The following is a 21,870-nucleotide window of genomic DNA, read 5'->3' on the forward strand; positions in this document are numbered from 1 at the left end:
GTTGGCGGTCTGAAAATCACCCGTCACGCCCCTCTCCGCACCCACCCCCTCCACCGCCCCCTCCCGCAGCGCGTCCCTCTCGCCTGGGGCGGGTGAGGGGGAGGTGGGGGGTGGAGGGGGTGGAGGGGGTGGGTGGGTGCGGGTTGGGGGGTGGGTGGGTGCGGGTTGGGGGGTGGGTGGGTGCGGGTGATGGGGGTGTGGGGGTGGGGTCAGGTCTGGGTGGGGGTGGGGAGGGGGTCGGGGATGCCGGGGAAGGGGGTGTCGGGGGCGCCCCAGTGGTGGGCGCGGAGGGCGCAGTCGCGGAGGGCGGTGGCTGCGGTGGGGCGGTGGGGGGAGGGGAGGTCGGCGACCAGGTCGGCGTAGACGGTGGTGAGGCTGGTTTCCAGGTGGGCGGCGAGTTTGGTGGCGGTGGCGGGGTCGGTGACCAGGAAGGGGAGTTGGTAGCCGCCGGCGGCGGGGGTGGGGGTGGTGCCGAGGGTGGTGATGAGGCGTTGCCAGGCGTCGCGTTGGGCCTGGTGGGCGGCGTAGGTGGTGCGGGCGTCGGTGCGCTGCTGGTCCTCGGGGAGGTGGGCGCCGACGACGCCGTAGCCGTAGACGGCGGCGTGTTCGGCGCTCAGGGCCTTCTGGAGGGCGGGGAGTGCTGCTCCGGGGGTGGCGGTGGGGGTGGGGGTGCCGCTGGCCGTTGGGGTGGGCTGGTCGGCGGGGGCGCCGAGGGCGGCGGCGTGCAGGGTGTTGGCGGCGGCCACCGAGGCGAGCAGGCGGGCGAGGGGTGGGCGGGCTGCGCCGAGGTCGGCCAGCCGGGCCTGGGCGGTCTGGCGTTCCAGGGTGGCCAGGGCGGCGCTGGGGGGTGTGGTGGTGGGGGTCGGTGTGGTGGGGGCCGGGATGCCGTCGGCGAGGGCGGTGCGGTGCTGGGCGGTCTCGGCGCGGAGGGTCTTCAGCAGGGTGGTCTGGGCCCCGGGGGTGGCCAGGAGGGTGTCGTAGGCCGCCAGCAGGGTGTCGGTGGCGGCGACGGCGCGCAGGCGGACGGGGGTGTCCGGGTCGGGGCTCTTGTCGCCGGGTGTCACGTCGCCGTCGGGGCCGGTGCCGGAGCTGGTGCAGGCGGTGGTGAGGGTGATCAGTCCGAGGGCCAGGAAGGTCCTTCGGCTGGGCGGCTGCATCGGGGTCACTCCGGAGCGGGTACGGGAGGGCGGCCTCCCCGCCTGCCCTCGTTGGCGTGAATCTTCGCAGAATCCCCACCTTTGCGGGTGGTGTTCGAGGGTTCGGTGCGGTGGGTGGGGCGGTGTGAGCTTGCTCGCAGTGGGTGGCGTGCGGCTGGTCGGGGGAGGTCCGGAATCGGTGGTTCGCGGCTTCACCGGCTAGGCTTTGGGCCGAGCTGCCGTGACCCGGTGTGCGCCCGACGGGCGCGGAGGGCGCGGTGCGACCTCTGACAACAGCAGACGCGGCCGAGGAGTCCACCCGGATGAGCACCACCCACACCGACCGGCTGCGCGCGTTGCTGGAGCCGCTGGCCGTCCAGGCCGGACTGGACCTGGAGGACGTCAAGGTCACCAAGGCGGGCAACCGCCGGCAGGTGCAGATCGACGTCGACACCGACGGCGGCGTGGACATGGACGCCATCGCCGAGTTCAGCCGGGTGGTCGGCGAGGCCCTGGACGCCTCGGACGTGATGGGGGACGAGCCGTACCTGCTGGAGGTCGGCTCGCCGGGTGCGGAGCGTCCGCTGGTCCTGCCGCGGCACTGGCAGCGCGCCGAGGGCCGGCTCGCCAAGATCCACCTGGTCGACGGCGGGGAGCTGGTCGCCCGGGTGCTGGAGGCGGACGAGGCCGGCGCGCTGGTCGAGGTGCAGCCGGTGAAGGGGCGTGGCCGTCCGAAGGAGCGCCGCCTGGAGTACGTCGAGGTCGATCGCGCGCGGGTCCAGGTCGAGTTCAACCGCAAGGACGACGAGCAGCTCCTGGACGAGGCCGCCGACTTCGACGAGGGGGACGACGGCGCCGAGTGAGCCCCGGCCGCCGTACGACCATCATGAACGTGACGAAAGACGAGGAGGCGTAGCCGTGGACATCGACATGAGTGCCCTGCGCACGCTGGTCAACGAGAAGAACATCCCCTTCGACCTGCTGGTCGAGTCCATCGAGTCCGCCCTCCTCACCGCGTACCACCGCACCGAGGGCTCGCGCCGCCGCGCCCGGGTGAACCTGGACCGCAAGAGCGGCCACGTCACCGTGTGGGCCATGGAGGACCCGGCGGAGCTGGACGAGGGCGTCGAGCCGAAGGAGTTCGACGACACCCCGAACGGCTTCGGCCGGATCGCGTCCAGCATCGGCATCCAGGTGATGATGCAGCGCCTGCGCGACGCCGCCGACGACCAGACCTTCGGCGAGTACGCGGGCAAGGAGGGCGACATCGTCACCGGTGTCGTCCAGCAGGGCAACGACCCGAAGAGCGTGCTGGTCGACATCGGCAAGCTGGAGGCCATCCTGCCGCCGCAGGAGCAGGTCCCGGGCGAGGACTACCGGCACGGCACCCGGCTGAAGTGCTACGTGGTGGCGGTGCGCCGTGGTGTCCGCGGGCCGTCGGTGACGCTGTCGCGCACCCACCCGAGCCTGGTGAAGAAGCTGTTCGCGCTGGAGGTCCCGGAGATCGCGGACGGCAGCGTGGAGATCGCCGCGATCGCCCGTGAGGCCGGTCATCGCACCAAGATCGCGGTCTGGTCGCGCCGGGCCGGGCTGAACGCCAAGGGTGCCTGCATCGGCCCGATGGGCTCCCGGGTGCGCGCCGTGATGGGCGAGCTGCACGGCGAGAAGATCGACATCGTCGACTGGTCCGAGGACCCGCGCGAGATGGTCGCCGCCGCGCTGTCCCCCGCGCGGGTGACCAGCGTGGAGATCGTGGACCTCGCCCAGCGTTCCGCCCGGGTGATCGTGCCGGACTACCAGCTGTCCCTGGCGATCGGCAAGGAGGGGCAGAACGCCCGTCTGGCCGCGCGTCTGACCGGTTGGCGGATCGACATCCGGCCGGACACCGAGGGCCAGGCCGAGTCCCAGTAGGAAAATGCGGGGGCCGCGGCCCGGTAGTGAGTGTTGTTCCTGGCGCCCCCGCCGGTCCTCCGGGATCTGCGGGGCGGCGCCATGTCGCTTCGGAGGGGTAGACTTGCCTTCGTCTGGCCGGACGCAAGTCCGAGCACGCCCGGAACGCACCTGCGTGGGCTGCCGCAAGCGCGCGGCCAAGCACCAGCTGTTGCGTGTCACTGCGGTCGAGGGCGTCTGCGTCCCCGATCCCCGTGGCGCACTGCCGGGCCGTGGCGCTCACCTGCACCTCGATCCGGCCTGCCTCGACCTCGCGGTCCGCCGTCGGGCGTTCCCCCGGGCCTTCCGGCTCCAGGGGACGCTCGACACGGAGCGGCTCCGCGGGTTCATCGAGGAGCGGGCGGGCGGAGCCTCCTAGGCGGGCCGCCTCCCGCGACAACCGCCGCTCATCGCGGCGGAGAACCACCGCACCAAGCACAGCGCTCGGGCAGCCGCGCGCCGTGCCACCAGTCAGGTACCTCGCGATGTGGAAGTAGGTCGAGATTGCGATGAGCACTCGATGAGTACGCGATGAGTACGCGATGGGTACGCCCATGAAGTAGCGACAGTCCGGCGGACGAGACCCCCGGACTCATAGACAGGAGTGAAGTGGCTAAGGTCCGGGTTTATGAACTCGCCAAGGAGCTTGGCTTGGAGAGCAAGGCCGTCATGGCCAAGCTGACCGAGCTCGGTGAGTTCGTCCGTTCGGCGTCCTCGACGATCGAGGCGCCGGTCGTGCGCAAGCTGACTGACGCGCTTGGCGTGGCCCCCACCGGTGGTGGCGCTGCCAAGCCTGGCCCGCGGAAGCCCGCGGCGCCCCAGCCCGCGGCAGGCGCCGCGGGTGCACCCAAGCCGGGTGCCCCGACCCCGGGTCCGCGCCCCAGCGCGACCCCTGGTCCCCGTCCGACCCCGGCCGCCGCGGCTCCCGCCGCTCCGGCCGCCCCCGCGGCTCCGGCCGCTCCCGCCGCCTCGCGCCCGGGTGCGCCGACTCCGGGCCCGCGCCCGGCCGCGCGTCCCGCCGCCCCGGCGGCTCCGGCTGCTCCCGCGGCCGAGTTCTCCTCGCCGGCTCCGGCCGGTGCCGACGCCCCGCGTCCGGCCACCCAGGCCCCGCGTCCGAGCGGCCAGGCCCCCGCCGGTGGCGGCGCCCGTCCGGGCCCGCGTCCGGCCGGCCCGCGTCCGGGCAACAACCCGTTCACCTCGGGCAGCGCGACCGGCATGGCTCGCCCCGGCGACCGCCGTCCGGGCGCGCCGGGTGCCCGTCCGGGTGCTCCGGGTGCGCAGGGCGGCGACCGTCCGCGTCCCGCTGGTGACCGTCCGCGTCCGGGTGGTGCGCCGGGTGCCGACCGTGGCGCCCCGCGTCCCGGTGGCGACCGTCCGCGTCCGGGTGGTGCGCCGGGTGCCGACCGTGGCGCCCCGCGTCCCGGTGGCGACCGTCCGCGTCCGGCCGGTGGGCCGGGTGCCGGTGCTCCCCGTCCGGGTGGCGCCCCTCGTCCCGACGGCATGCCGCGTCCGGCCGGTCCGCGCCCCGGCGCGCCGTCCCCGTCCGGCATGCCGCGCCCGAACCCGGGCATGATGCCGCAGCGTCCGGCTCCGGGCCCGCGTCCGGGCCCCGGCGGCCGTGGTCCGGGTGGCCCCGGCGGTCGTCCGGGTGGTCCGGGTGGCGCCGGTGGCGCCCGTCCGGGCTTCCAGGGTCGTCCGGCCGGTCCGGGCTCGCGTCCGGCCGGTGGCGGCGGCTTCGGCGGCCCGCGTCCGGGTGGCGGCGCTCCCGGTGGCGGCGGTGGCTTCGGCCCGCGTCCCGGTGGCTTCGGCGGTCGTCCCGGCGGCCCGGGTGCCCGTGGTGGCACGCAGGGTGCCTTCGGTCGTGGCCCGGGCGGTCGCCCGGCGCGCGGTCGCAAGTCGAAGCGGGCGAAGCGCCAGGAGTACGAGGCCATGCAGGCCCCGTCCGTCGGCGGTGTGATGCTGCCTCGCGGCAACGGCCAGACCGTTCGCCTGTCGAGCGGCGCCTCGCTGATGGACTTCGCGGAGAAGATCAACGCCAACCCGGCCGCGCTCGTCTCCGTCATGTTCAACCTCGGTGAGATGGTCACCGCGACCCAGTCGGTCTCCGACGCCACGCTGCAGCTGCTGGCGGACGAGATGGGCTTCGTCCTGGAGATCGTCAGCCGGGACGACGAGGACCGCGAGCTGCTGGAGTCGTTCGACATCGACTTCGGTGCCAACGAGGGCGACGAGGACCAGTTGGCCCCGCGCCCGCCGGTCGTCACCGTCATGGGTCACGTCGACCACGGTAAGACCCGACTGCTGGACGCGATCCGCAAGTCCAACGTGGTGGCCGGCGAGGCCGGTGGCATCACCCAGCACATCGGTGCCTACCAGGTGGCGACGATCGTGAACGGCGAAGAGCGCCCGATCACCTTCCTCGACACCCCGGGTCACGAGGCGTTCTCCGCCATGCGTGCCCGTGGTGCCAAGTCCACCGACATCGCGATCCTGGTGGTCGCGGCCAACGACGGTGTCATGCCGCAGACGGTCGAGGCGCTGAACCACGCCAAGGCCGCCGGTGTGCCGATCGTGGTCGCCGTCAACAAGATCGACGTCGAGGGCGCCGACCCGACCAAGGTCCGCGGTCAGCTGACCGAGTTCGGCCTGGTGGCCGAGGAGTACGGCGGCGACACCATGTTCGTCGACATCTCCGCGCGCCAGGGTCTGAACATCGACCAGCTGCTGGAGGCCGTGGTCCTGACCGCGGACGCCTCGCTCGACCTGCGGGCCAACCCGGAGCAGGACGCGCAGGGTATTGCGATCGAAGCCCACCTGGACAAGGGCCGCGGCGCCATGGCGACCGTCCTGGTCCAGCGCGGTACCCTCCGCGTCGGCGACTCGATCGTCGTGGGCGACGCCTACGGCCGCGTCCGCGCCATGCTGGACGAGAACGGCAACAGCCTCGCCGAGGCCGGTCCGTCCCGCCCGGTGCTGCTGCTCGGTCTGACCTCGGTGCCCCGCGCCGGCGACAGCTTCATCGTCGTCGACGAGGACCGCACCGCCCGCCAGATCGCCGAGAAGCGCTCGGCCCGCGACCGCAACGCCGCCTTCGCGCAGCGTCGGGTCCGGGTGTCCCTGGAGGACCTGGACAAGGCCATCGCCGCCGGCTCCATCGAGCAGCTCAACCTCATCATCAAGGGTGACGTCTCCGGTTCGGTCGAGGCCCTCGAGGACGCCCTCGTCAAGCTGGACGTGGGCGAGGAGGTCGAGCTCCGGGTCCTGCACCGCGGTGTGGGTGCCATCACCGAGTCCGACGTGGACCTGGCGATGGGCTCGGACGCCATCATCATCGGCTTCAACGTGCGCGCCGAAGGCCGTGCGCGTGCCGCGGCCGACAAGGAAGGCGTGGACGTCCGGTACTACTCGGTCATCTACCAGGCGATCGAGGAGATCGAGAACGCCCTCAAGGGCATGCTCAAGCCGGAGTACGAGGAGGTGCGCCTCGGCGCCGCGGAGATCCGCGAGGTCTTCCGCTCCTCCAAGTTCGGCAACATCGCCGGTGTCCTGGTCCGCGACGGCATCATCCGCCGCAACGCCAAGGCCCGCCTGCTGCGCGACGGCAAGGTCGTGGCGGAGAGCCTCACCATCGAGGGTCTGCGCCGCTTCAAGGACGACGCGACCGAGGTCCGCGAGGGCTTCGAGGCCGGTGTCACCCTGGGGTCGTTCAACGACATCAAGGTCGAGGACATCATCGAGACCTACGAGATGCGCGAGAAGCCGCGCGCCTAGTCGGTGTCAACCGGGGCCGGTCGACGGATGGTATTTCCGTCGACCGGCCCCGGTCTCGCTGTGTAGGGTCCTGGGAAGCCGGCCCGGTTCCGGACCGGCTTCCCGAGGCCTTCCAGGTCGGCGAGACCTGTCATACATGTTCGTGGGAACACTCACCTTCGACCTGCTGCTGGGCGACGTCCACTCGCTCAAGGAGAAGCGTTCGATCGTGCGGCCCATCGTGGCCGAACTGCAGCGCAAGTACAGCGTGTGCGCTGCCGAGACCGGGAACCAGGACCTGCACCGCCGGGCCGAGATCGGCCTCGCGGTGGTCGCCGGCGAAGCCGGGTACGTCACCGAGGTCCTGGACAGCTGTGAGCGGTTGGTCGCCGGCCGCCCCGAGGTGCAGCTCCTCTCCGCGAGGAGGAGGTACCACAACGACGACGACGAATGAGGGCTGTGGAGCCGGCCGGCGGAAGTCGCCGTTCTCACACAGATCAGGACCGAGAGCGCCCGCAAGGCCGGGCGCGGGCCGGTACTTTGGGGCATGGGCCCCGACGGGTGCGCAGCTCGCCCGGGTACCGGGCCCACTGCACGAGGAGGCAACGTGACCGACACCGCAAGGGCGCGCAAGCTCGCCGACCGCATCCAGGTGGTCGTCGCCCAGACCCTGGAGCGGCGGATCAAGGACCCGCGACTGGGGTTCGTGACCATCACCGACACCCGGGTGACCGGAGACCTGCGCGAGGCCACCGTCTTCTACACCGTCTTCGGCGACGAGACCGAGCGCGAGGCCACCGCGGCCGCGCTGGAGAGCGCCAAGGGCGTGATCCGCTCCGAGGTCGGCAAGATCGGGGTGCGCTTCACCCCCACCCTGACCTTCGTCGCGGACGCGCTGCCGGAGAACGCCCGGAACATCGACGACCTGCTCGACCGGGCCAAGGCCATCGACGCGGCGGTGCGCACCACCGCCGCGGGCGCGACCTACGCCGGTGACGCGGACCCGTACCGGGTGCCCGCGGCCGAGCGTGACGACGAGGACGAGTAGTCATGGCGGGTGAGTCGGCGCAGGCCGCCTCGCGAGCCGGAACGACCACGGGGGCGTCCTCCACCAGCACGGTGGAGGGTGCCCTCGCGGCGCTCCCCGGCCCGCGCGCCGAGGAGAGCGGCTTCGAGCTGCTCTGGCAGCAGGTGGTGGCGGAGATCGGGCGGGCCCGTTCGATCGACCTGATCTGTCACATCTGCCCGGACGGCGACGCGCTCGGCTCCTCGCTGGCGGCGGCCCTCGCGCTGCGCGCGCTCGGCAAGGAGGTGCGGGTCTCCTTCGGCGACGACCCGCAGATCGTGCCCGAGTCGCTGGCCTTCCTGCCCGGCCAGGAGCTGATCGTGCCGGCCGCCGAGGTGCCGGACGTGCCCGAGCTGGTGCTCTGCTTCGACGTCGCCGCGCAGAGCCGGCTGGGGCTCCTGCACGACAAGGCCTTCGCCGCGCCCGTCCTGGTGGTCTTCGACCACCACGCCTCCAACCCGGGCTTCGGCACCCACCAGCTGATCGACCCGGCCGCGCCGGCCACCGCCGTCCTGGTGGACGAGCTGCTGCGCCGGCTCGGCGTCGAGCTCGACCAGTCCCTGGCCACCTGCCTCTACACCGGGGTCGCCACCGACACCGGCTCCTTCAAGTACCGCGCCACCACGCCCGCCACCCACGAACTGGCCGGACGGCTGCTCGCCACCGGGATCCGGCACGACCTGATCTCCCGGCAGCTGTGGGACACCTCCTCCTTCGGCTACCTCAAGGTGCTGGCCGCCGCGCTGGACCGGGCCGTCTACGAGCCGGACGCGGCCGACGGGCTGGGCCTGGTGTGGACCTGGGTGCCCTACCAGGACCTGGCGCTGTTCAGCGTCACCGTCGAGGAGATCGAGGGGCTGATCGACATCCTGCGCCGGCCGGCCGAGGCCGAGGTGGCGCTGGTGCTCAAGCAGGACCCGGACGGCACGCTGCGCGGCTCCTCCCGTTCCAAGGGGGCGGTGGACGTGGCCGCCGCCTGCGCCGAGCTGGGCGGCGGCGGGCACGTCTTCGCGGCCGGGTTCAGCGCCCGGGAGGACGTCGCCGCCGTGGTCGAGCGGTTCCGGGGCGCGCTGCGGCCCCGTCCCTGACCTGACCGTCCTGCGGTGAGCGGCTCCCGCCCGTCCGTACGCCTGCCGCTCGTACGACCGCACGTCCGTACGACCGCACGTCTCAGAGAAAGAACCCGATGAAGCGCAAAGGCACCGGCCCCGACGGCCTGGTGATCGTCGACAAGCCCGAGGGCATCACCTCGCACGGGGTCGTCGCCAAGATGCGGTGGCTGGCCGGGACCAGGAAGGTCGGGCACGCCGGCACGCTGGACCCGATGGCCACCGGGGTGCTGGTGATCGGCGTCGAGCGGGCCACCCGGCTGCTCGGCCACCTGATGCTGACCGCCAAGACCTACGAGGCGACCATCCGGCTCGGCCAGACCACCGTCACCGACGACCGCGAGGGCGAGATCACCGCCTCGGCCCCGACGGACGGCGTCACCCGGGAGGCGATCGACGCCGGGATCGCGGCGCTCACCGGCGAGATCATGCAGGTGCCGTCCAAGGTCAGCGCGATCAAGATCGACGGCAAGCGGTCGTACGCCCGGGTGCGCGAGGGCGAGGACTTCGAGCTCGCGGCCCGGCCGACCACGATCCACTCCTTCACCGTCCAGGCGCAGCGCGAGGCCGTCGCCGAGGACGGCACGCCGGTGATCGACCTGGACGTGACCGTCGAGTGCTCCTCCGGCACCTACATCCGGGCGCTGGCCCGCGACCTGGGCGCCGGACTCGGCGTCGGCGGGCACCTGACGGCGCTGCGGCGCACCAAGGTCGGGCCGTACGGGGTGGAGTCGGCGCACACCCTGGAGGAGCTGGAGACCGCCGTCAAGGGCGAGGACGGCGCGCCGCTGGAGGTGCTGCCGATCGCGGCGGCCGCGGCGGCCGCCTTCCCGCGCTGGGACCTGGACGAGGACTCGGCGGAGAAGCTGTCGCACGGCGCCCGGCTGAAGGCGCCCGGGCTGGGCGCGGACGGGCCGATCGCGGTGTTCGGGCCGGACGGGCGCTTCCTCGCGCTGGTCGAGGAGAAGGGCGGGCAGGCGAAGCCGGTCGCGGTGTTCGTCGGCTGAGCAGGGCGTGGTCGCAACCCCCGTCGGGATGTGCTCCCGGCGGGGGTTCCTGCTGTGCGGGGAGTCGCCGGTGCGGGGTTCACCCGCGGGTTCGCCTACGGGGCCACCTGCGTGGTCCGCCTTCGGGGGGTTCAGCTGTGCGGGCCTTTCACTCGAACCGGGGGCGTCACCCGAACCGGGGGCGTCACCCGTGCGGGGGGGCGCGCGAGGTGAACCGCCGTGGTGAACGGCGCGGGCGCGGTCGGGGCGCCCCCTCGGCGGGCAGGCTCCCGGCGGCGAGCGGGCGACGGGCCCGCTCGACGGTCGAAGGGGCGTTCATGCCGGGGTTCGCGGAGGGTGATCCGGGGCGGTACCTGCTGCGGATCCGCGACCTCGACGGACGGCTGCACGGCTTGGGGTTCGCCGCCGACCCGCAGGGCGGGGTGCTCACCGCGCACGAGGCCGTGGCGGGCCTGGACCGGGTGGTGCTGCACACCCCCGGCGGACAGACCCGGGTACTGGGCCCGGAGGCCGTGCTGCCGCTGCCCGAGCACGGACTCGCCCTGCTGCGCACCGACGCCGTCGGCGGGCTGCCGGTGCCGCCGCTGCCGGTGGCCGCGGTGGGGGCCGGGCACGAGGTGCTGCTGCCCGCGCTCACCGGCGAGGACGGCCGGGCGGTCGTGCTGCGCTGCGGGCTGCTGGGCGTCGGCGGCGCGGCCTACGGCGGGCACCGGCTGGCCGGGGTGCTGGTGCTGGACGTGCCGGCGGTCGGCGGGGTCCTGGTGCCGGCCGGCTCACCGGTGCTGGACGCCCGCAGCGGCGCCGTGGTGGCGCTGGCCGTGCCCGCCCTGCGCGGCTCGCAGCCCGGCGGGGCCCCGTACGGCCGTTCGCCGTACGGCGAGCAGTACGGCGGGGCGCTGTCGGCGGTGCCGGCCGGTGGCGGGGCGGTGGTGGCGGAGGCGCTGGCCGGGCTGCTGGCGCGCAACGCGGCGGCGGTGCCCGGGTACGGCCCGGCGCTGAACCTGGCCGGGGTGCTGCGGCTGGCCGCCGCCCAGCTGGCCGCCGCCGGGGCCGGTCCGGGCCGGGTGGCCGGGCTGGCCGCCGACCGGGTGGACCGGCCGGACGGCCCGGCCGGGGACGAACCGCAGGCGACCGTCACCGCCCTGGTCGGCGCCCCCGGCAGCGGCCGCTCCACCGAACTGGCCGCGCTGGCCGTCCGCCGCTCCGACGGCGACCGGCCGCTGCCCACGCTCTGGCTGCGCGGCGCCGACCTGCGCGCCGGGGACCGCTCACTCGCCGAACCGGTGGAGCGGGCGCTGGCCGCCGTCGCGGCCGAACTCGGCGTCCCGGCGCCCGCCCCGGAGCCGGTGGCGGCGCTGTGCGCGGCCGCCGGACGCCCGCTGCTGGTGGTGCTGGACGGCCCCGAGGAGGCCCCGGCCGAGCTGGACCCGCGCTGGCTGCGCGGCGCCGGGCAGTGGCTGACCGGCTGCGGGGCGCGGCTGCTGACCGCCTGCGGCGAGGAGGTCTGGGAGCGGCTGGCGGCGGAGCCCTGGGGGAGCGGCGCCCCGGACGCCGCCCGCCCGGCCGAACCGGGGCCGGACGGCGACCTGGTCAGCGCCCCCACCGTCCGGATGGACGGCGCCGGCCCCGGCGCCCCGACCCTGGCCGGGCACCGGCTGGGCCCGCTGCCCGTCGAGGCGGCCGAGCGCGTGCGCCGCCGCTACGGGCTGCCGCCGGGCCGGCCGTCCGCCGCCGAGGACGCCCGGCACCCGCTGGCCGTCCGGCTGGCCGGCGAGCTGTGGGCGCAGGGCCTGCACGACGGGCCGGCGCGGCGCGGCGAGCTGTTCGGGGCCCACCTGGACCTGTGCTGCCTGCGGGTGGCCCAGCGGCTGGCCGAGGACGACCGGCCGCGCCGCCCCGGCGCCCACCGTCGGGGCGCCGCCCGGCCCGTCGGACCGCGCCAGCGCCGGGTGCGCCGGCTCGCGGCGGCGGTGGCCGGGCGGGTGCACGAGGCGGCCCGGCGGATGCTCGGCGAGGAGCCGGGCGGGCTGGGCCGGGAGGCCTTCGAGGGGCTGTTCCCGGTCGACGGCGGCTGGGCCGGCGCGGTGCTCGCCGAGGGGCTGTTCGTCCCCGCCGGGCCCGGCTACCGCTTCGCCCACGGGGAGTTCGCCGACTGGCTGCAGGGCCGGCACCTGGACCTGGACGCGGCGCTGCGGATGCTGCTCGGCGAGGCCGAGGACACCCCGCCCGGGCCGGAGGGGCCCGGCCCGGCCGTCCCCCGGCACCGGATCGGCCCGGTCACCGCCGCGCTGCGCCGGGTCGCCGAGACCTGGGGCGCGACCGCCTTGGACCCGTGGTTGCACCGGATCTGGCGCGCACTGGACCTGCGCCCGCCGGGCAGCGAACCCGCCTGGTGGGCGGCCCGGTTGCTCACCGCCGGGCTCGCCGCCAGCCCCGACCCCGCCGAACACCGGGCGCTGCTCGACCAGTTGGCCCGCCGGATCGCCGAACGGGCGGCGACCGCGGGGAGTTGGGAGGTGCTCGACGGGCTGAACCGCTTCGGACCGGCGTTCTGGACCGGCCTCGGCCTGCCCGTCGAGGCCGAACTCGCGCTGCTGCGCCGCCTGGTGGCCGCCGACGACCCCGGGCAGCAGTTCCTCGGCGCGGTGGCCGGGCGGCTGCGCGCCGACCCGGTCGCGGTGTTCCCGCTGCTCTGCGCCTGGTTCGAGGACCCGGGCGGGCTGCCGGGCCGGCCCGGCCGGACGGTCGCCGACCTCGCCCACGACCTGCTGTACGCCCACCGCCGGCTGGCCCTGGACGAGTTGGCCGACGCGCTGGCCGACGCCGCCCACCCGAGGGCGGACGCGCTGCTCGCCGTACTCGCCGCCGAGGAGCCGTCCGCGCTCTGCCGCGCGGTGGACCGCTGGAGCCACGACCGGCGGCCCGAGCGGCACGTCGCGGCCGCCGTGCACGCGCTGCGGACCGCCCCGTACGCCGGCGGCCCCGGGGCCGAGCTGCTGCGGTACACCGCGCTGACCCTGCTCGCCCGCCAGGACGAACCCGGCCTGCACGGCGCCGCGCTGGCCCTGCTGGTCGGCGACCCGGCGACCCGGGCCGGGCACCTGGAGGCCGCGCTCGCCCGCCACCGCGCGGGCGGCGACCCCTTCCTCACCGCGCGCGCCCTCGCCCCGGCCCTGGAGAGCGACCCGGAGCCCGTCCTGGCCGCGCTGGCCGACGGCCTGGCGCTCCCCGGCGCGGCCCCCGCCGAGACCCTGCGGGTGCTCGCCGACGCCGGGTCGCCGGTGGCCGCCCGGCGCAGTGCCGACCTGGCCGCCCGGCTGCTGCGCCGGCACCCGGAGCTGGCCGGCCCGGTCGCCGTCGACTACCTCGGCCGCCGGCTGCGGCACGCCGCGATCGACGGCCCGGCCGCCCGGCTGGAGCTGCGGGTGCTGCTCGGCGGGGCGCTGGCCGCCCGGGAGGCCGCCGTGCGCCGGCCGTTCGCCGAGGTGCTCTCCGTCCCGGTGGCCGACCCGGCGGCGGACGCGCTGCGCTGCGAGCTGCTGGACACCCTGCTCGCCACCGAGACCGACCGGGTGGTGCTGACCGCCGCCGTGGAACGCCTCGCCGAGCACTGCGCGGCCGAGAACCCGGCCCGGGCCCGCGCCGTGCTGGCCCGGGCGACCCCGGGGCTGGCGGGCGCGGACGAGCTGCTGGTGCGCTGCGCCGGGCGCTCGGCGGCCTTCGCCCGGCTGCTCACCCGGTGGCCGCGAGACGCCGCCCCGACCGCCCCGGACGGCCCCCGGCTGGCCCGGATGCGGGCCCTGGTGACGGCCGGACGGGACCCTCAGTACGCCGCCGCCGAGGCCGAGCGGGCGGTACCCGCGGCGGCGCTGCGCGCACCGGTGCGCCCAACCCCCATTCCGGTGCCTGAGCCCGGCCAGGCGCATGGCACGCTATAGGGGTTCGGTTGTGAGCGTTTGAGCGTGCCGAGGGTACGCACCGTACGGAACAAGGAGCAGTCGGGTGCAGCGCTGGCGTGGCCTGGAGGAGATCCCCGGTGACTGGGGACGCAGCGTCGTCACCATCGGCTCGTTCGACGGGGTGCACCGCGGACATCAGCTGATCATCGGGCGGGCCGTCGAGCGGGCCCGCGAACTCGGCCTCCCCTCGGTCGTGGTGACCTTCGACCCGCACCCGCGCGAGGTGATCCGCCCGGGCAGCCACCCGCCGCTGCTCGCGCCGCACCCGCGCCGGGCCGAGCTGATTGCCGAACTCGGCGTGGACGCGGTGCTGGTGCTGCCGTTCACCACCGAGTTCTCCCAGGAGTCCCCGGAGACCTTCGTCCAGCAGGTGCTGGTGGACGCGCTGCGCGCCCGGGTCGTCATCGAGGGCCCCAACTTCCGCTTCGGGCACAAGGCCGCCGGGGACGTCGCGCTGCTCACCGAGCTGGGCCGGGCGGACGACTTCCAGGTCGAGGTGGTGGACCTCCAGGTGTCCGGCACGGCCGGGGACGGCGAGCCGTTCTCCTCCAGCCTGACCCGCCGCCTGGTCGAGACCGGGGACATGGCCGGCGCCAACGAGGTGCTCGGCCGCCCGCACCGGGTCGAGGGCGTGGTGGTGCGCGGCGCGCAGCGCGGCCGCGAACTCGGCTACCCGACCGCCAACGTGGAGACCGTGCCGCACAGCGCCGTCCCCGCCGACGGGGTGTACGCGGGCTGGCTGACCGCCGAGGGCGAGAGGATGCCGGCGGCGATCTCGGTCGGCACCAACCCGACCTTCGACGGCACCGCCCGCACCGTCGAGGCGTACGCCATCGACCGGGTCGGCCTGGACCTGTACGGGCTGCACGTGGCCGTGGACTTCCTGGCCTACCTGCGCGGGATGGAGAAGTTCGACTCCATCGACGCGCTGCTGGACCGGATGGCCGACGACGTCAAGCGGGCCCGGGAGCTGACCGAGGTCTGACCGACGTCTGATCCCGGCCGTACGGGGAAGGGCCCGCCGACTCGGAGTCGGCGGGCCCTTCCGTCGTCACTGCTGGGGCGGCTGCGGCGGGTAGCCGTAGCCCGGGCCCGGCTGCGGGGCGCCCGGCTGCTGCGGCCAGGGGGCTCCGGGGGCGGGCTGCTGGGGGTAGCCGTACCCGGGCGGGGGCGGCGGGGCCTGGCCGGGCTGCGGGGCCCACGGCGCCCCGGGGGCGGGCTGGGCGGCCTGGCCGGGGTAGCCCTGCTGCTGGGGGTCGGCGTACGGCTGGGGCTGGCCCGGCTGCTGGTAGCCGGCCTGCGCCTGCTGCTGCCAGCCGGCCTGCTGGGCGGCCGCCTGCTGAGCCCGGACGATGTCCTCGCCGACCAGGGTGGCCAGCTCGAAGTACGCCTCGCGGACCTTGGGCCGCATCATGTCGAGGTTGACCTCGGCACCGGCGGCCAGGCTCTCGTCGAAGGGCACCACGATGACGCCGCGGCAGCGGGTCTGGAAGTGCGCGACGATGTCCTCGACCTTGATCATCTTGCTGGTCTCGCGCACCCCGGAGACCACCGTGATGCTGCGCTGCACCAGATCGGCGTAGCCGTGCGCGGAGAGCCAGTCCAGGGTGGTCGAGGCGCTGGAGGCGCCGTCCACGCTCGGGGTGGAGACGATGATCAGCTGGTCGGCGAGGTCCAGCACCCCGCGCATCGCGCTGTACAGCAGGCCGGTGCCGGAGTCGGTCAGGATGATCGGGTACTGGCGGCCCAGCACCTCGATGACCTGGCGGTAGTCCGAGTCGTTGAAGGTGGTCGAGACGGCCGGGTCGACGTCGTTCGCCAGGATCTCCAGGCCCGAGTTGAGGTCCTGCGAGGTGAACTGACGGATGTCCATGTAGCTGCGCAGGTGCGGGATCGCCGTCACCAGGTCGCGGATGGTGGCGCCGGTCTGGCGCTTGACCCGGCGGCCCAGGGTGCCGGCGTCCGGGTTGGCGTCGATCGCGATCACCTTGTCCTGGCGCTCGCTGGCCAGGGTCGCGCCGAGCGCGGTGGTGGTCGTGGTCTTGCCGACGCCGCCCTTGAGGCTGATCACGGCGATCCGGTAGCAGCTCAGCACCGGGGTGCGGATGATCTCCAGCTTGCGGGCCTTCTCGGCCGCCGCGGCCTTCCCGCCGAACTGGAACCGCGGCTGCTGGCGCTGCTGCTTGGGCTGGCTGCGCAGCAGCCGGTCCGAGGACAGCTCGACGGCGGCGGTGTAGCCGAGCGGGGCGCCGTGGGCGGTCTGCTGCGGGGCGGCGGCCTGCTGGAACGCGGCCGGCGGCGGCGTGGCGGCGCCCTGCGGCGGCCAGGGCTGGGCGGGGGCCGGCTGCTGCTGCCCAGGCTGGCCGGGCTGGCCGGGGTAGGGCTGCCCGGGCTGGGGCTGGGCGGCGGCAGGCTGCTGGTAGGCGCCGGGCTGCGGCCAGCCGCCCTGGCGCGGGTCGACCGGGGCGGGCGGCGCGGGCTGGGGCTGTTCGGGCTGCGGCTGGACGGGCTGCGCGGCGGCCGCCTGCTGGGCGGCCCAGGCGGCCTGCGGATCCCAGCCGGCCTGCGGGTCCAGCGGGGCCTGGCCCGGCACCGGCTGGGCCGGCGGCTGCTGCGCGAACTGCTGCGGCGGTACCGGCTGCGCGGGCTGCGGGGCCGGGTACGGCTGCGGCGCGCTCGGCTGGGCCGGTGCCTCCGCCGCCGGCGGCCAGGGCTGCGCGGCGGCGGGTGCCTGCGGCTGCTCCGGCGTCACGGGCGGGGCCGTCATCGGGAACGGGACGTGCTGGGCTTCGGCCTGTACGGGCGGCGTCGGCGGCACGGGGGCGGGCGCGGGCGCCGGCTCGGCCACCGGAGGCGGGGTCGGCGTCGGGAGCGTGACCGGAGCCGGGGCGGGCGCGGGCGTCGGCACGGGCGCCTCGCCGACCGTCGGAGCCGGAGCCGGAGCCGGAGCCGGAGCCGGAGCCGGGGTCGGAACCGGTGCCGGTGCAGGAACCGGTGGCGGCACCGGAGGACCGGGAACGCCCGGTCCGGCCGGGGCGCCGGGGCCCGCGGCCGCCGGGGCCGGTCCGGCCGGCGTCGCCGGGCCCGACTGCACGTACCAGGACGGGGGAGTGTAATCGGGCGCGTCGGACCAGTCGTCGTCGTCCTCCGCCGCGTTGTCGCCGACGTAGACGCCGTCCCGATCGCTGCTCACTAGGGCTCCCTCGTGTTCGCCGCCGCTTGTTCAGCGGTGCCGTTGCCGCAACAAAGACTAGGCCGTTCGGCTGCCCCTGTTGAAGGCGGCTTCGGTTCCGGACCGGGATCGACCGGCCCGGGAGCGCCCCTCAGTCCATCCGGCGCGGCCCGCCGAGCACCTGCTGCTCGGCCTGTCCGGCCACCGCGCGGACGTACTGACGCCGCATCCGGGTGGCCCACAGGGTGAGGTCGTCGCCGAGGGCGGGCAGCGCGGCCACGTCCTCCGGTGGCAGCGACAGCACCCGGCCGACCAGCTCCGCCTCCTGGGGCATGATCCGCTGCACGCCGACCAGGTCGGCCGCGTTGAGCACCCGGGAGGCGTTCGGGCCCAGGTACGGGAGCAGCGTCAGGGTGGTCTGCCAGGGCGCGGCGGAGAGCCGGGTGCGCGGCGGGCGGGCGCCGAGGTCGCGCACCACCAGCACCGGGGAGGCCACCGAGGCGCCCTGTGGGCCGAGCCGTCCGACCTGGTGGACCGTCACGCAGGGCTGGCCGCCGCCGGCGGCCTGCGCCATCGGGCCCCAGAGCTGGGCGCGGGCGGTCTCCACCGCGACCCGGGCGCCGATCGCGGCCGCCCGCAGCGCGATGATCTGGGCCGTCCACACGCCGCCGACCAGCACCAGGTCGTAGGCGCTGGGGCGGAACAGGCCGAGCACGGCGGGCAGTCCCTGCGGGTCGACGCCGATCACCACGCCGTCGTCGCCGACCGGGAAGGCCAGCGCGGCGAGGTCGGCGGCCTCCAGCACGTGCTTCTCCCGGCGCGGTCCGCGCAGCCCGAAGCCCGGCAGGATCCGCGGGCGCGGCCGGCGCTGTTCGGCGCCGGGCGTCGGGCCGGGGGCGGGATAGGTCTGGTACGCCATCAGGACGTTCCTCCCAGCGGCAGGGTGGCGAGCATGCCGGGGGCCTGTTCGAGGTCGAGCCGGACGAGGCCGAGCCCGGCGCTCTGGGCCCGGGCCTCCACCTGGCGGCCGACGTCGCCGACCTCGCCCTCGCTGCGGCCGGTCACCCGCAGGTGGCCGCTGACGGTCACCGAGCCGCCGGTGCCGTGTCCGGCGGTGAGGCTGAAGGTGCTGGCCAGCGCGGGGGAGCCGGTGATCAGGTTGACCAGGTCCGGTGCGCCGATCCGGCCGGCGCCGCCGCCGGGGCGGGTCAGCTGCGGCCAGCGGGAGATCGCGTAGGTGCTGTGCCACCGGTCGTCGATCCGCCAGAAGCGGTTGCCCTCCTGGGTGCGGCGGGTGGTGCCGCCGCCGCTGCCGGTGCCCTGGCGCCCGGCGACCGCGATCGGGTTGGCGCAGGTGGAGATGGCCAGGGCGGCGATCAGCTCGCGCTCGTCCAGCACGGTCGCGTTGAACCCGGCGCTGTTGAGGCGTCCGGCGAGCTGGTCGGTCACCCGCTGGAGCGCCTTGCGGGCGCCCTCCTCGCCGCCGCCGCGGGCCCGTACGGCGGTGGCCGCGCGCTCCGGGTCGAGCTTGAGGGCGACCCAGGTCAGCCGCAGCCCGGGGGTGGAGGTGCCGTCCGGGAGCTCGCGGTAGGCGCGGGCGGCCAGCGACTGCTCGGGCAGGTGCTGGGCCGGGGCGGGCTGGGTGTGCTGGACCAGCTGCACCGACTCCAGGGTGACGTCGTCCACCGTGAGCGCCGAGCAGATCACGTCCAGCGGCAGCGGTAGCGCGGTGCGCACCGGGCGCAGCGGCTGGTCCTTGGCCTGGACGAGCAGCACGGAGGTGAGGAAGGTGCCGTCACCGACCATGCCGGTCTCGCGGCGCACCGGGCGGCCGCCGAAGTCGGCCTCGGTGGCGTGGGTGCAGGTGCGCAGCGCCGGTTCGAGCTCCAGCGCGGGGGCCAGGGCCGGGTCGGTGCCGGGCGGCGGCATCAGCGACTTCGCCTGCCGGCGGCGGGACTTGAGGGCGGTGCGGACCCGGAGCAGCTCCGGGATGGTGCGGCCGCGCAGCGGCACGAGCGCCAGCACCAGCAGGACCAGCGAGACCGCGCCGAAGCCGGCCGCGACCGGGCGGCTGATCGTCCAGCCCACCGCGACCAGGGCGGCGGCGACCTCGACCAGGACGAGCTGCTGGAGCTTCAACCGGCCGCCGAGCAGCCCGGGTCGGGGGTTGACGCGCACCTGGACGGGGCCGCCGGGGCCGGCGACCGCCGCCGGTCGGACGGCTGCGGTCCCGGCGGGCGGGCCGCCGCGTCGGGCCCGTCCGGGCCGGCGCGACCTCCCTGCGCCCGCGTTGCCGCGGCGTTCTGGAGCGGTCTGGCTTGGCATCCCCCGGTGGCCCTCTCTGATCCGTTGGCGCGGCCCGGCTGGCTGGTTCGCGGACCGTACCCGTACCGTACTCACCGTCTGCTGCCGCATCGTAGAGGGTTCGGGCCGGATCCCGCCCGGCGGGTGCGGACCACGGGGCAGGTCGGGCCGACGGGAGGCCGACCGCGGCCGGCACAGGTCTGACAGAGGGGGACGACGAGGATGGCATCGCGTCGGGACGAACTGAACGCGTACACCTTCGCCCGCAAGCGCACGGTGGGGGCGTTCCTGCTGCCCTCCGGCGGCGGCAGTGACGAGGACGCGCCGCGCCCGGTGAAGGCGGTGCTGCCCAGCGTGCTGGTCGGGACGCTGGTGGTGGCCGGGTTCGGGCTCTGGGGGGTGTTCAAGCCCGCCGCGCCGTTGCAGTGGGACAGCGGGAAGAACATCATCCAGGGCAAGCAGTCGACCACCCGCTACGTGGTGCTGGTCGATCCGGACGGCAAGACCAAGCGGCTGCACCAGGTGCTCAACATGTCCTCGGCGCGGCTGGTGCTGCCGGTCGACGCCAAGGTCGTGGTGGTGGACGACGGGGTGCTGGACCGCTACCCCAACCACGGCCCGACCATCGGGATCCCGTACGCCCCGGACAAGTTGCCCGGCAAGGACAGCGCCGGCCAGCCGATGAAGTGGGCGGTCTGCGACCGTCCGGGGTCGGACGAGAAGCAGGAGACCGTCAACCAGGCGGTGTTCGTCGCGGCCGGCGCGGACGCGGCGGCGCTGGCCGCCAAGGACCGGATGCTCGGCCAGGACCAGCTGATGCTGGTGCAGCAGGCGGACGACCAGCAGGTCTCGGCCTCGGGGCCGGGCCAGTCGGCCGCGGGCGCCGCGAAGGTGTACCTGGTCGACGCCCAGGGCCGCAAGCACGAGATCGGCTCGACGCAGTCGGACGACAAGGAGCGCAAGGCGCTGGTCACCGCGGTCTTCGGGCCCAACGCGGTGCCGCAGCGGGTGAAGCGGGAGTGGCTGGACACCCTGGTGACCGCCAGCGCGATCACCTTCCCCGACGTCCAGGGGATGACCGACACCCCGAACCCCAACTCCAGCGTGAACCTGGGCAACGCGGCGGACCGCCGGATCGGCCGGCTGGTGCACTACCAGGACCGCAACTACGTGGTCGGCAAGGACGGCCTCTTCCTGATCACCCCGTTCCAGGCGGAGCTGATCCGGCAGAACCCGGCGTACCAGGTGCTCTACAAGTACGACCAGGACAAGCGGCCGCGCAACGACGAGATGACCCCGGACGACCAGTTCAAGAACAACACCGACGTCCGGCTGCCGAAGACCCCGGACGACTGGCCGCTGAAGTCCGGTGCGCCGGTGAACAACTGGCAGGACCGCCAGGACGCCAGGCTGGTCGTCTGCAGCACCTTCGACGGCATGGCCGAGGACGGCCGCACGCCCAAGCGCAGCGTCTGGGCCGGGACGTCCTACCCGGCGGCGTACAACAACGGCGCGGGCGCGGCGTATGTGACGCCCGGTCACGGCCTGTTCTACCGGGCGGTGGACAACGCGGCCGGCGGCAACAACACCAACGGCGGCAACGGCGCCAACGCCGCGGCCGGGGGCGGCTCCGGCACCGACTTCCTGATCACCGAGACCGGCCTGCGCTACTCCGTCCCGGCCAACGGCGACGGCGGCCACGGCCCCACCCCGTCGCCCGGCTCCAGCGGCTCCCCGAAGCCGACGGCCGCGCCGCCGAGCACCCCGAACCCGGGCGCCGGGGACCAGCCGACCCAGAACCCGGACGAGCAACCCGGTGGCAACCAGGCCCGACTGGGCTACCAGAACGTCCAGCCGCTGCCCGTCCCGAAGGAGTGGTCGAACCTGGTGCCGGCCGGCCCGCCGCTGACCGCGAAGAGCGCCGCGCAGCCGCAGAACGCCTGATCAGCCAAGCCCGGCAACGGAATTGGCCCCAGTGTCATGGTCTGGTAACTACTCGGCACTCGATGTTGGGTGAGTTGCGTGTGCCGACTACAGTGCTGCTGGACATCACACGGGTGATGCGGCGGCGGGCCCTTGGGGCCCTCCGTACACACAATGTTTTTCTCATGGGGGACGGTGGATCATGAGTGACGGCCAGTTCACGGTGACCGCGCAGGAGATGATGGACTTCGCCGGCAAGATCGAGACGGCGATCGGCCAGATCGAGGCGGAGCGCAACGCGCTCCAGACGACGGTCGACAACATCACCAGCGGCTGGAAGGGCCAGGCGGCGGACGCCTACAAGGCCCTGCAGACGAAGGTCAACGATGACGTCAAGGCGCTGAAGGAATCGCTGGCCGCGATCAAGCACGCCATCGAGCTGACCACCAAGCACTACGCGAGTGCCGAAGAGGAGCAGAAGGCGCTGTTCGGCCCCCAGAGCTGATCACCGCTTC

At 75.0% G+C, this 21,870-nt stretch carries 15 protein-coding genes and 1 pseudogene; 12 read left to right on the forward strand and 4 right to left on the reverse strand.

All coding sequences use genetic code 11. The features are described 5' to 3' along the window. Positions 1-209: 209 nt before the first annotated feature. Positions 210-1,157: a ferritin-like domain-containing protein gene (locus ACZ47G_RS38315; RefSeq protein WP_465750928.1), complete on the reverse strand. Its 948-nt coding sequence runs from the start codon at positions 1,155-1,157 to the stop codon at positions 210-212. Positions 1,158-1,459: 302 nt separating this feature from the next. On the opposite strand from ACZ47G_RS38315, the gene rimP reads away from it, so the two are divergent. The 10 genes from rimP (at position 1,460) to ACZ47G_RS38365 (ending at position 14,941) form a co-directional block, all read left to right on the forward strand. After that, a complete protein-coding gene (gene rimP / locus ACZ47G_RS38320) occupies positions 1,460-1,999 on the forward strand; it encodes a ribosome maturation factor RimP (protein WP_380460507.1) in 540 nt (179 codons plus the stop codon). A 55-nt stretch (positions 2,000-2,054) separates the two neighbouring features. Beyond that, complete coding sequence (gene nusA, locus ACZ47G_RS38325; RefSeq protein WP_380460506.1) at positions 2,055-3,047, forward strand: transcription termination factor NusA; 993 nt, start codon at positions 2,055-2,057, stop codon at positions 3,045-3,047. Between the two features lie 103 nt (positions 3,048-3,150). Beyond that, positions 3,151-3,444, forward strand: coding sequence for a YlxR family protein (locus tag ACZ47G_RS38330; RefSeq protein WP_465750931.1), 294 nt, complete (start codon positions 3,151-3,153; stop codon positions 3,442-3,444). A 230-nt stretch (positions 3,445-3,674) separates the two neighbouring features. After that, on the forward strand, positions 3,675-6,836 hold the full coding sequence (gene infB / locus ACZ47G_RS38335) for a translation initiation factor IF-2 (RefSeq protein ID WP_465750933.1): 3,162 nt from the start codon (positions 3,675-3,677) through the stop codon (positions 6,834-6,836). Between the two features lie 136 nt (positions 6,837-6,972). Further along, positions 6,973-7,269, forward strand: coding sequence for a DUF503 domain-containing protein (locus ACZ47G_RS38340; protein WP_030311386.1), 297 nt, complete (start codon positions 6,973-6,975; stop codon positions 7,267-7,269). A gap of 153 nt (positions 7,270-7,422) precedes the next feature. After that, complete coding sequence (rbfA, locus tag ACZ47G_RS38345; RefSeq protein ID WP_380460502.1) at positions 7,423-7,863, forward strand: 30S ribosome-binding factor RbfA; 441 nt, start codon at positions 7,423-7,425, stop codon at positions 7,861-7,863. A gap of 2 nt (positions 7,864-7,865) precedes the next feature. After that, positions 7,866-8,969 carry a DHH family phosphoesterase gene (locus tag ACZ47G_RS38350; protein ID WP_465750935.1) on the forward strand — a complete coding sequence of 368 codons (1,104 nt, stop codon included), beginning with the start codon at positions 7,866-7,868 and terminating at the stop codon, positions 8,967-8,969. Between the two features lie 98 nt (positions 8,970-9,067). Continuing rightward, a complete protein-coding gene (gene truB, locus ACZ47G_RS38355) occupies positions 9,068-9,997 on the forward strand; it encodes a tRNA pseudouridine(55) synthase TruB (RefSeq protein ID WP_465750937.1) in 930 nt (309 codons plus the stop codon). 317 nt (positions 9,998-10,314) lie between these two features. Then, on the forward strand, positions 10,315-13,935 hold the full coding sequence (locus ACZ47G_RS38360) for a serine protease (protein ID WP_465750939.1): 3,621 nt from the start codon (positions 10,315-10,317) through the stop codon (positions 13,933-13,935). 64 nt (positions 13,936-13,999) lie between these two features. Continuing rightward, positions 14,000-14,941, forward strand: coding sequence for a bifunctional riboflavin kinase/FAD synthetase (locus ACZ47G_RS38365; protein WP_465750941.1), 942 nt, complete (start codon positions 14,000-14,002; stop codon positions 14,939-14,941). Between the two features lie 66 nt (positions 14,942-15,007). Here the strand turns inward: ACZ47G_RS38365 and ACZ47G_RS38370 are convergent. The 3 genes and pseudogenes from ACZ47G_RS38370 to eccE form a co-directional block, all read right to left on the reverse strand. Continuing rightward, positions 15,008-16,696 (reverse strand): annotated as a pseudogene (locus ACZ47G_RS38370) (MinD/ParA family ATP-binding protein); the annotation flags it as partial. Positions 16,697-17,279: 583 nt separating this feature from the next. Then, positions 17,280-18,047: a hypothetical protein gene (locus ACZ47G_RS38375; protein WP_465750943.1), complete on the reverse strand. Its 768-nt coding sequence runs from the start codon at positions 18,045-18,047 to the stop codon at positions 17,280-17,282. Then, positions 18,047-19,306 (reverse strand): type VII secretion protein EccE, encoded by a 1,260-nt coding sequence (eccE, locus tag ACZ47G_RS38380; protein ID WP_465750945.1) that lies wholly within the window; start codon positions 19,304-19,306, stop codon positions 18,047-18,049. Before eccE ends, ACZ47G_RS38375 begins: the two co-directional genes overlap by 1 nt. Before the next feature lie 348 nt (positions 19,307-19,654). On the opposite strand from eccE, the gene ACZ47G_RS38385 reads away from it, so the two are divergent. Both ACZ47G_RS38385 and ACZ47G_RS38390 read left to right on the forward strand, forming a co-directional pair. Next, positions 19,655-21,376: a type VII secretion protein EccB gene (locus tag ACZ47G_RS38385; RefSeq protein WP_465750947.1), complete on the forward strand. Its 1,722-nt coding sequence runs from the start codon at positions 19,655-19,657 to the stop codon at positions 21,374-21,376. Between the two features lie 181 nt (positions 21,377-21,557). Then, positions 21,558-21,860 (forward strand): WXG100 family type VII secretion target, encoded by a 303-nt coding sequence (locus ACZ47G_RS38390; protein WP_465750950.1) that lies wholly within the window; start codon positions 21,558-21,560, stop codon positions 21,858-21,860. Positions 21,861-21,870 lie beyond the last annotated feature (10 nt).

Source organism: Kitasatospora sp. NPDC030952, from assembly GCF_055571335.1.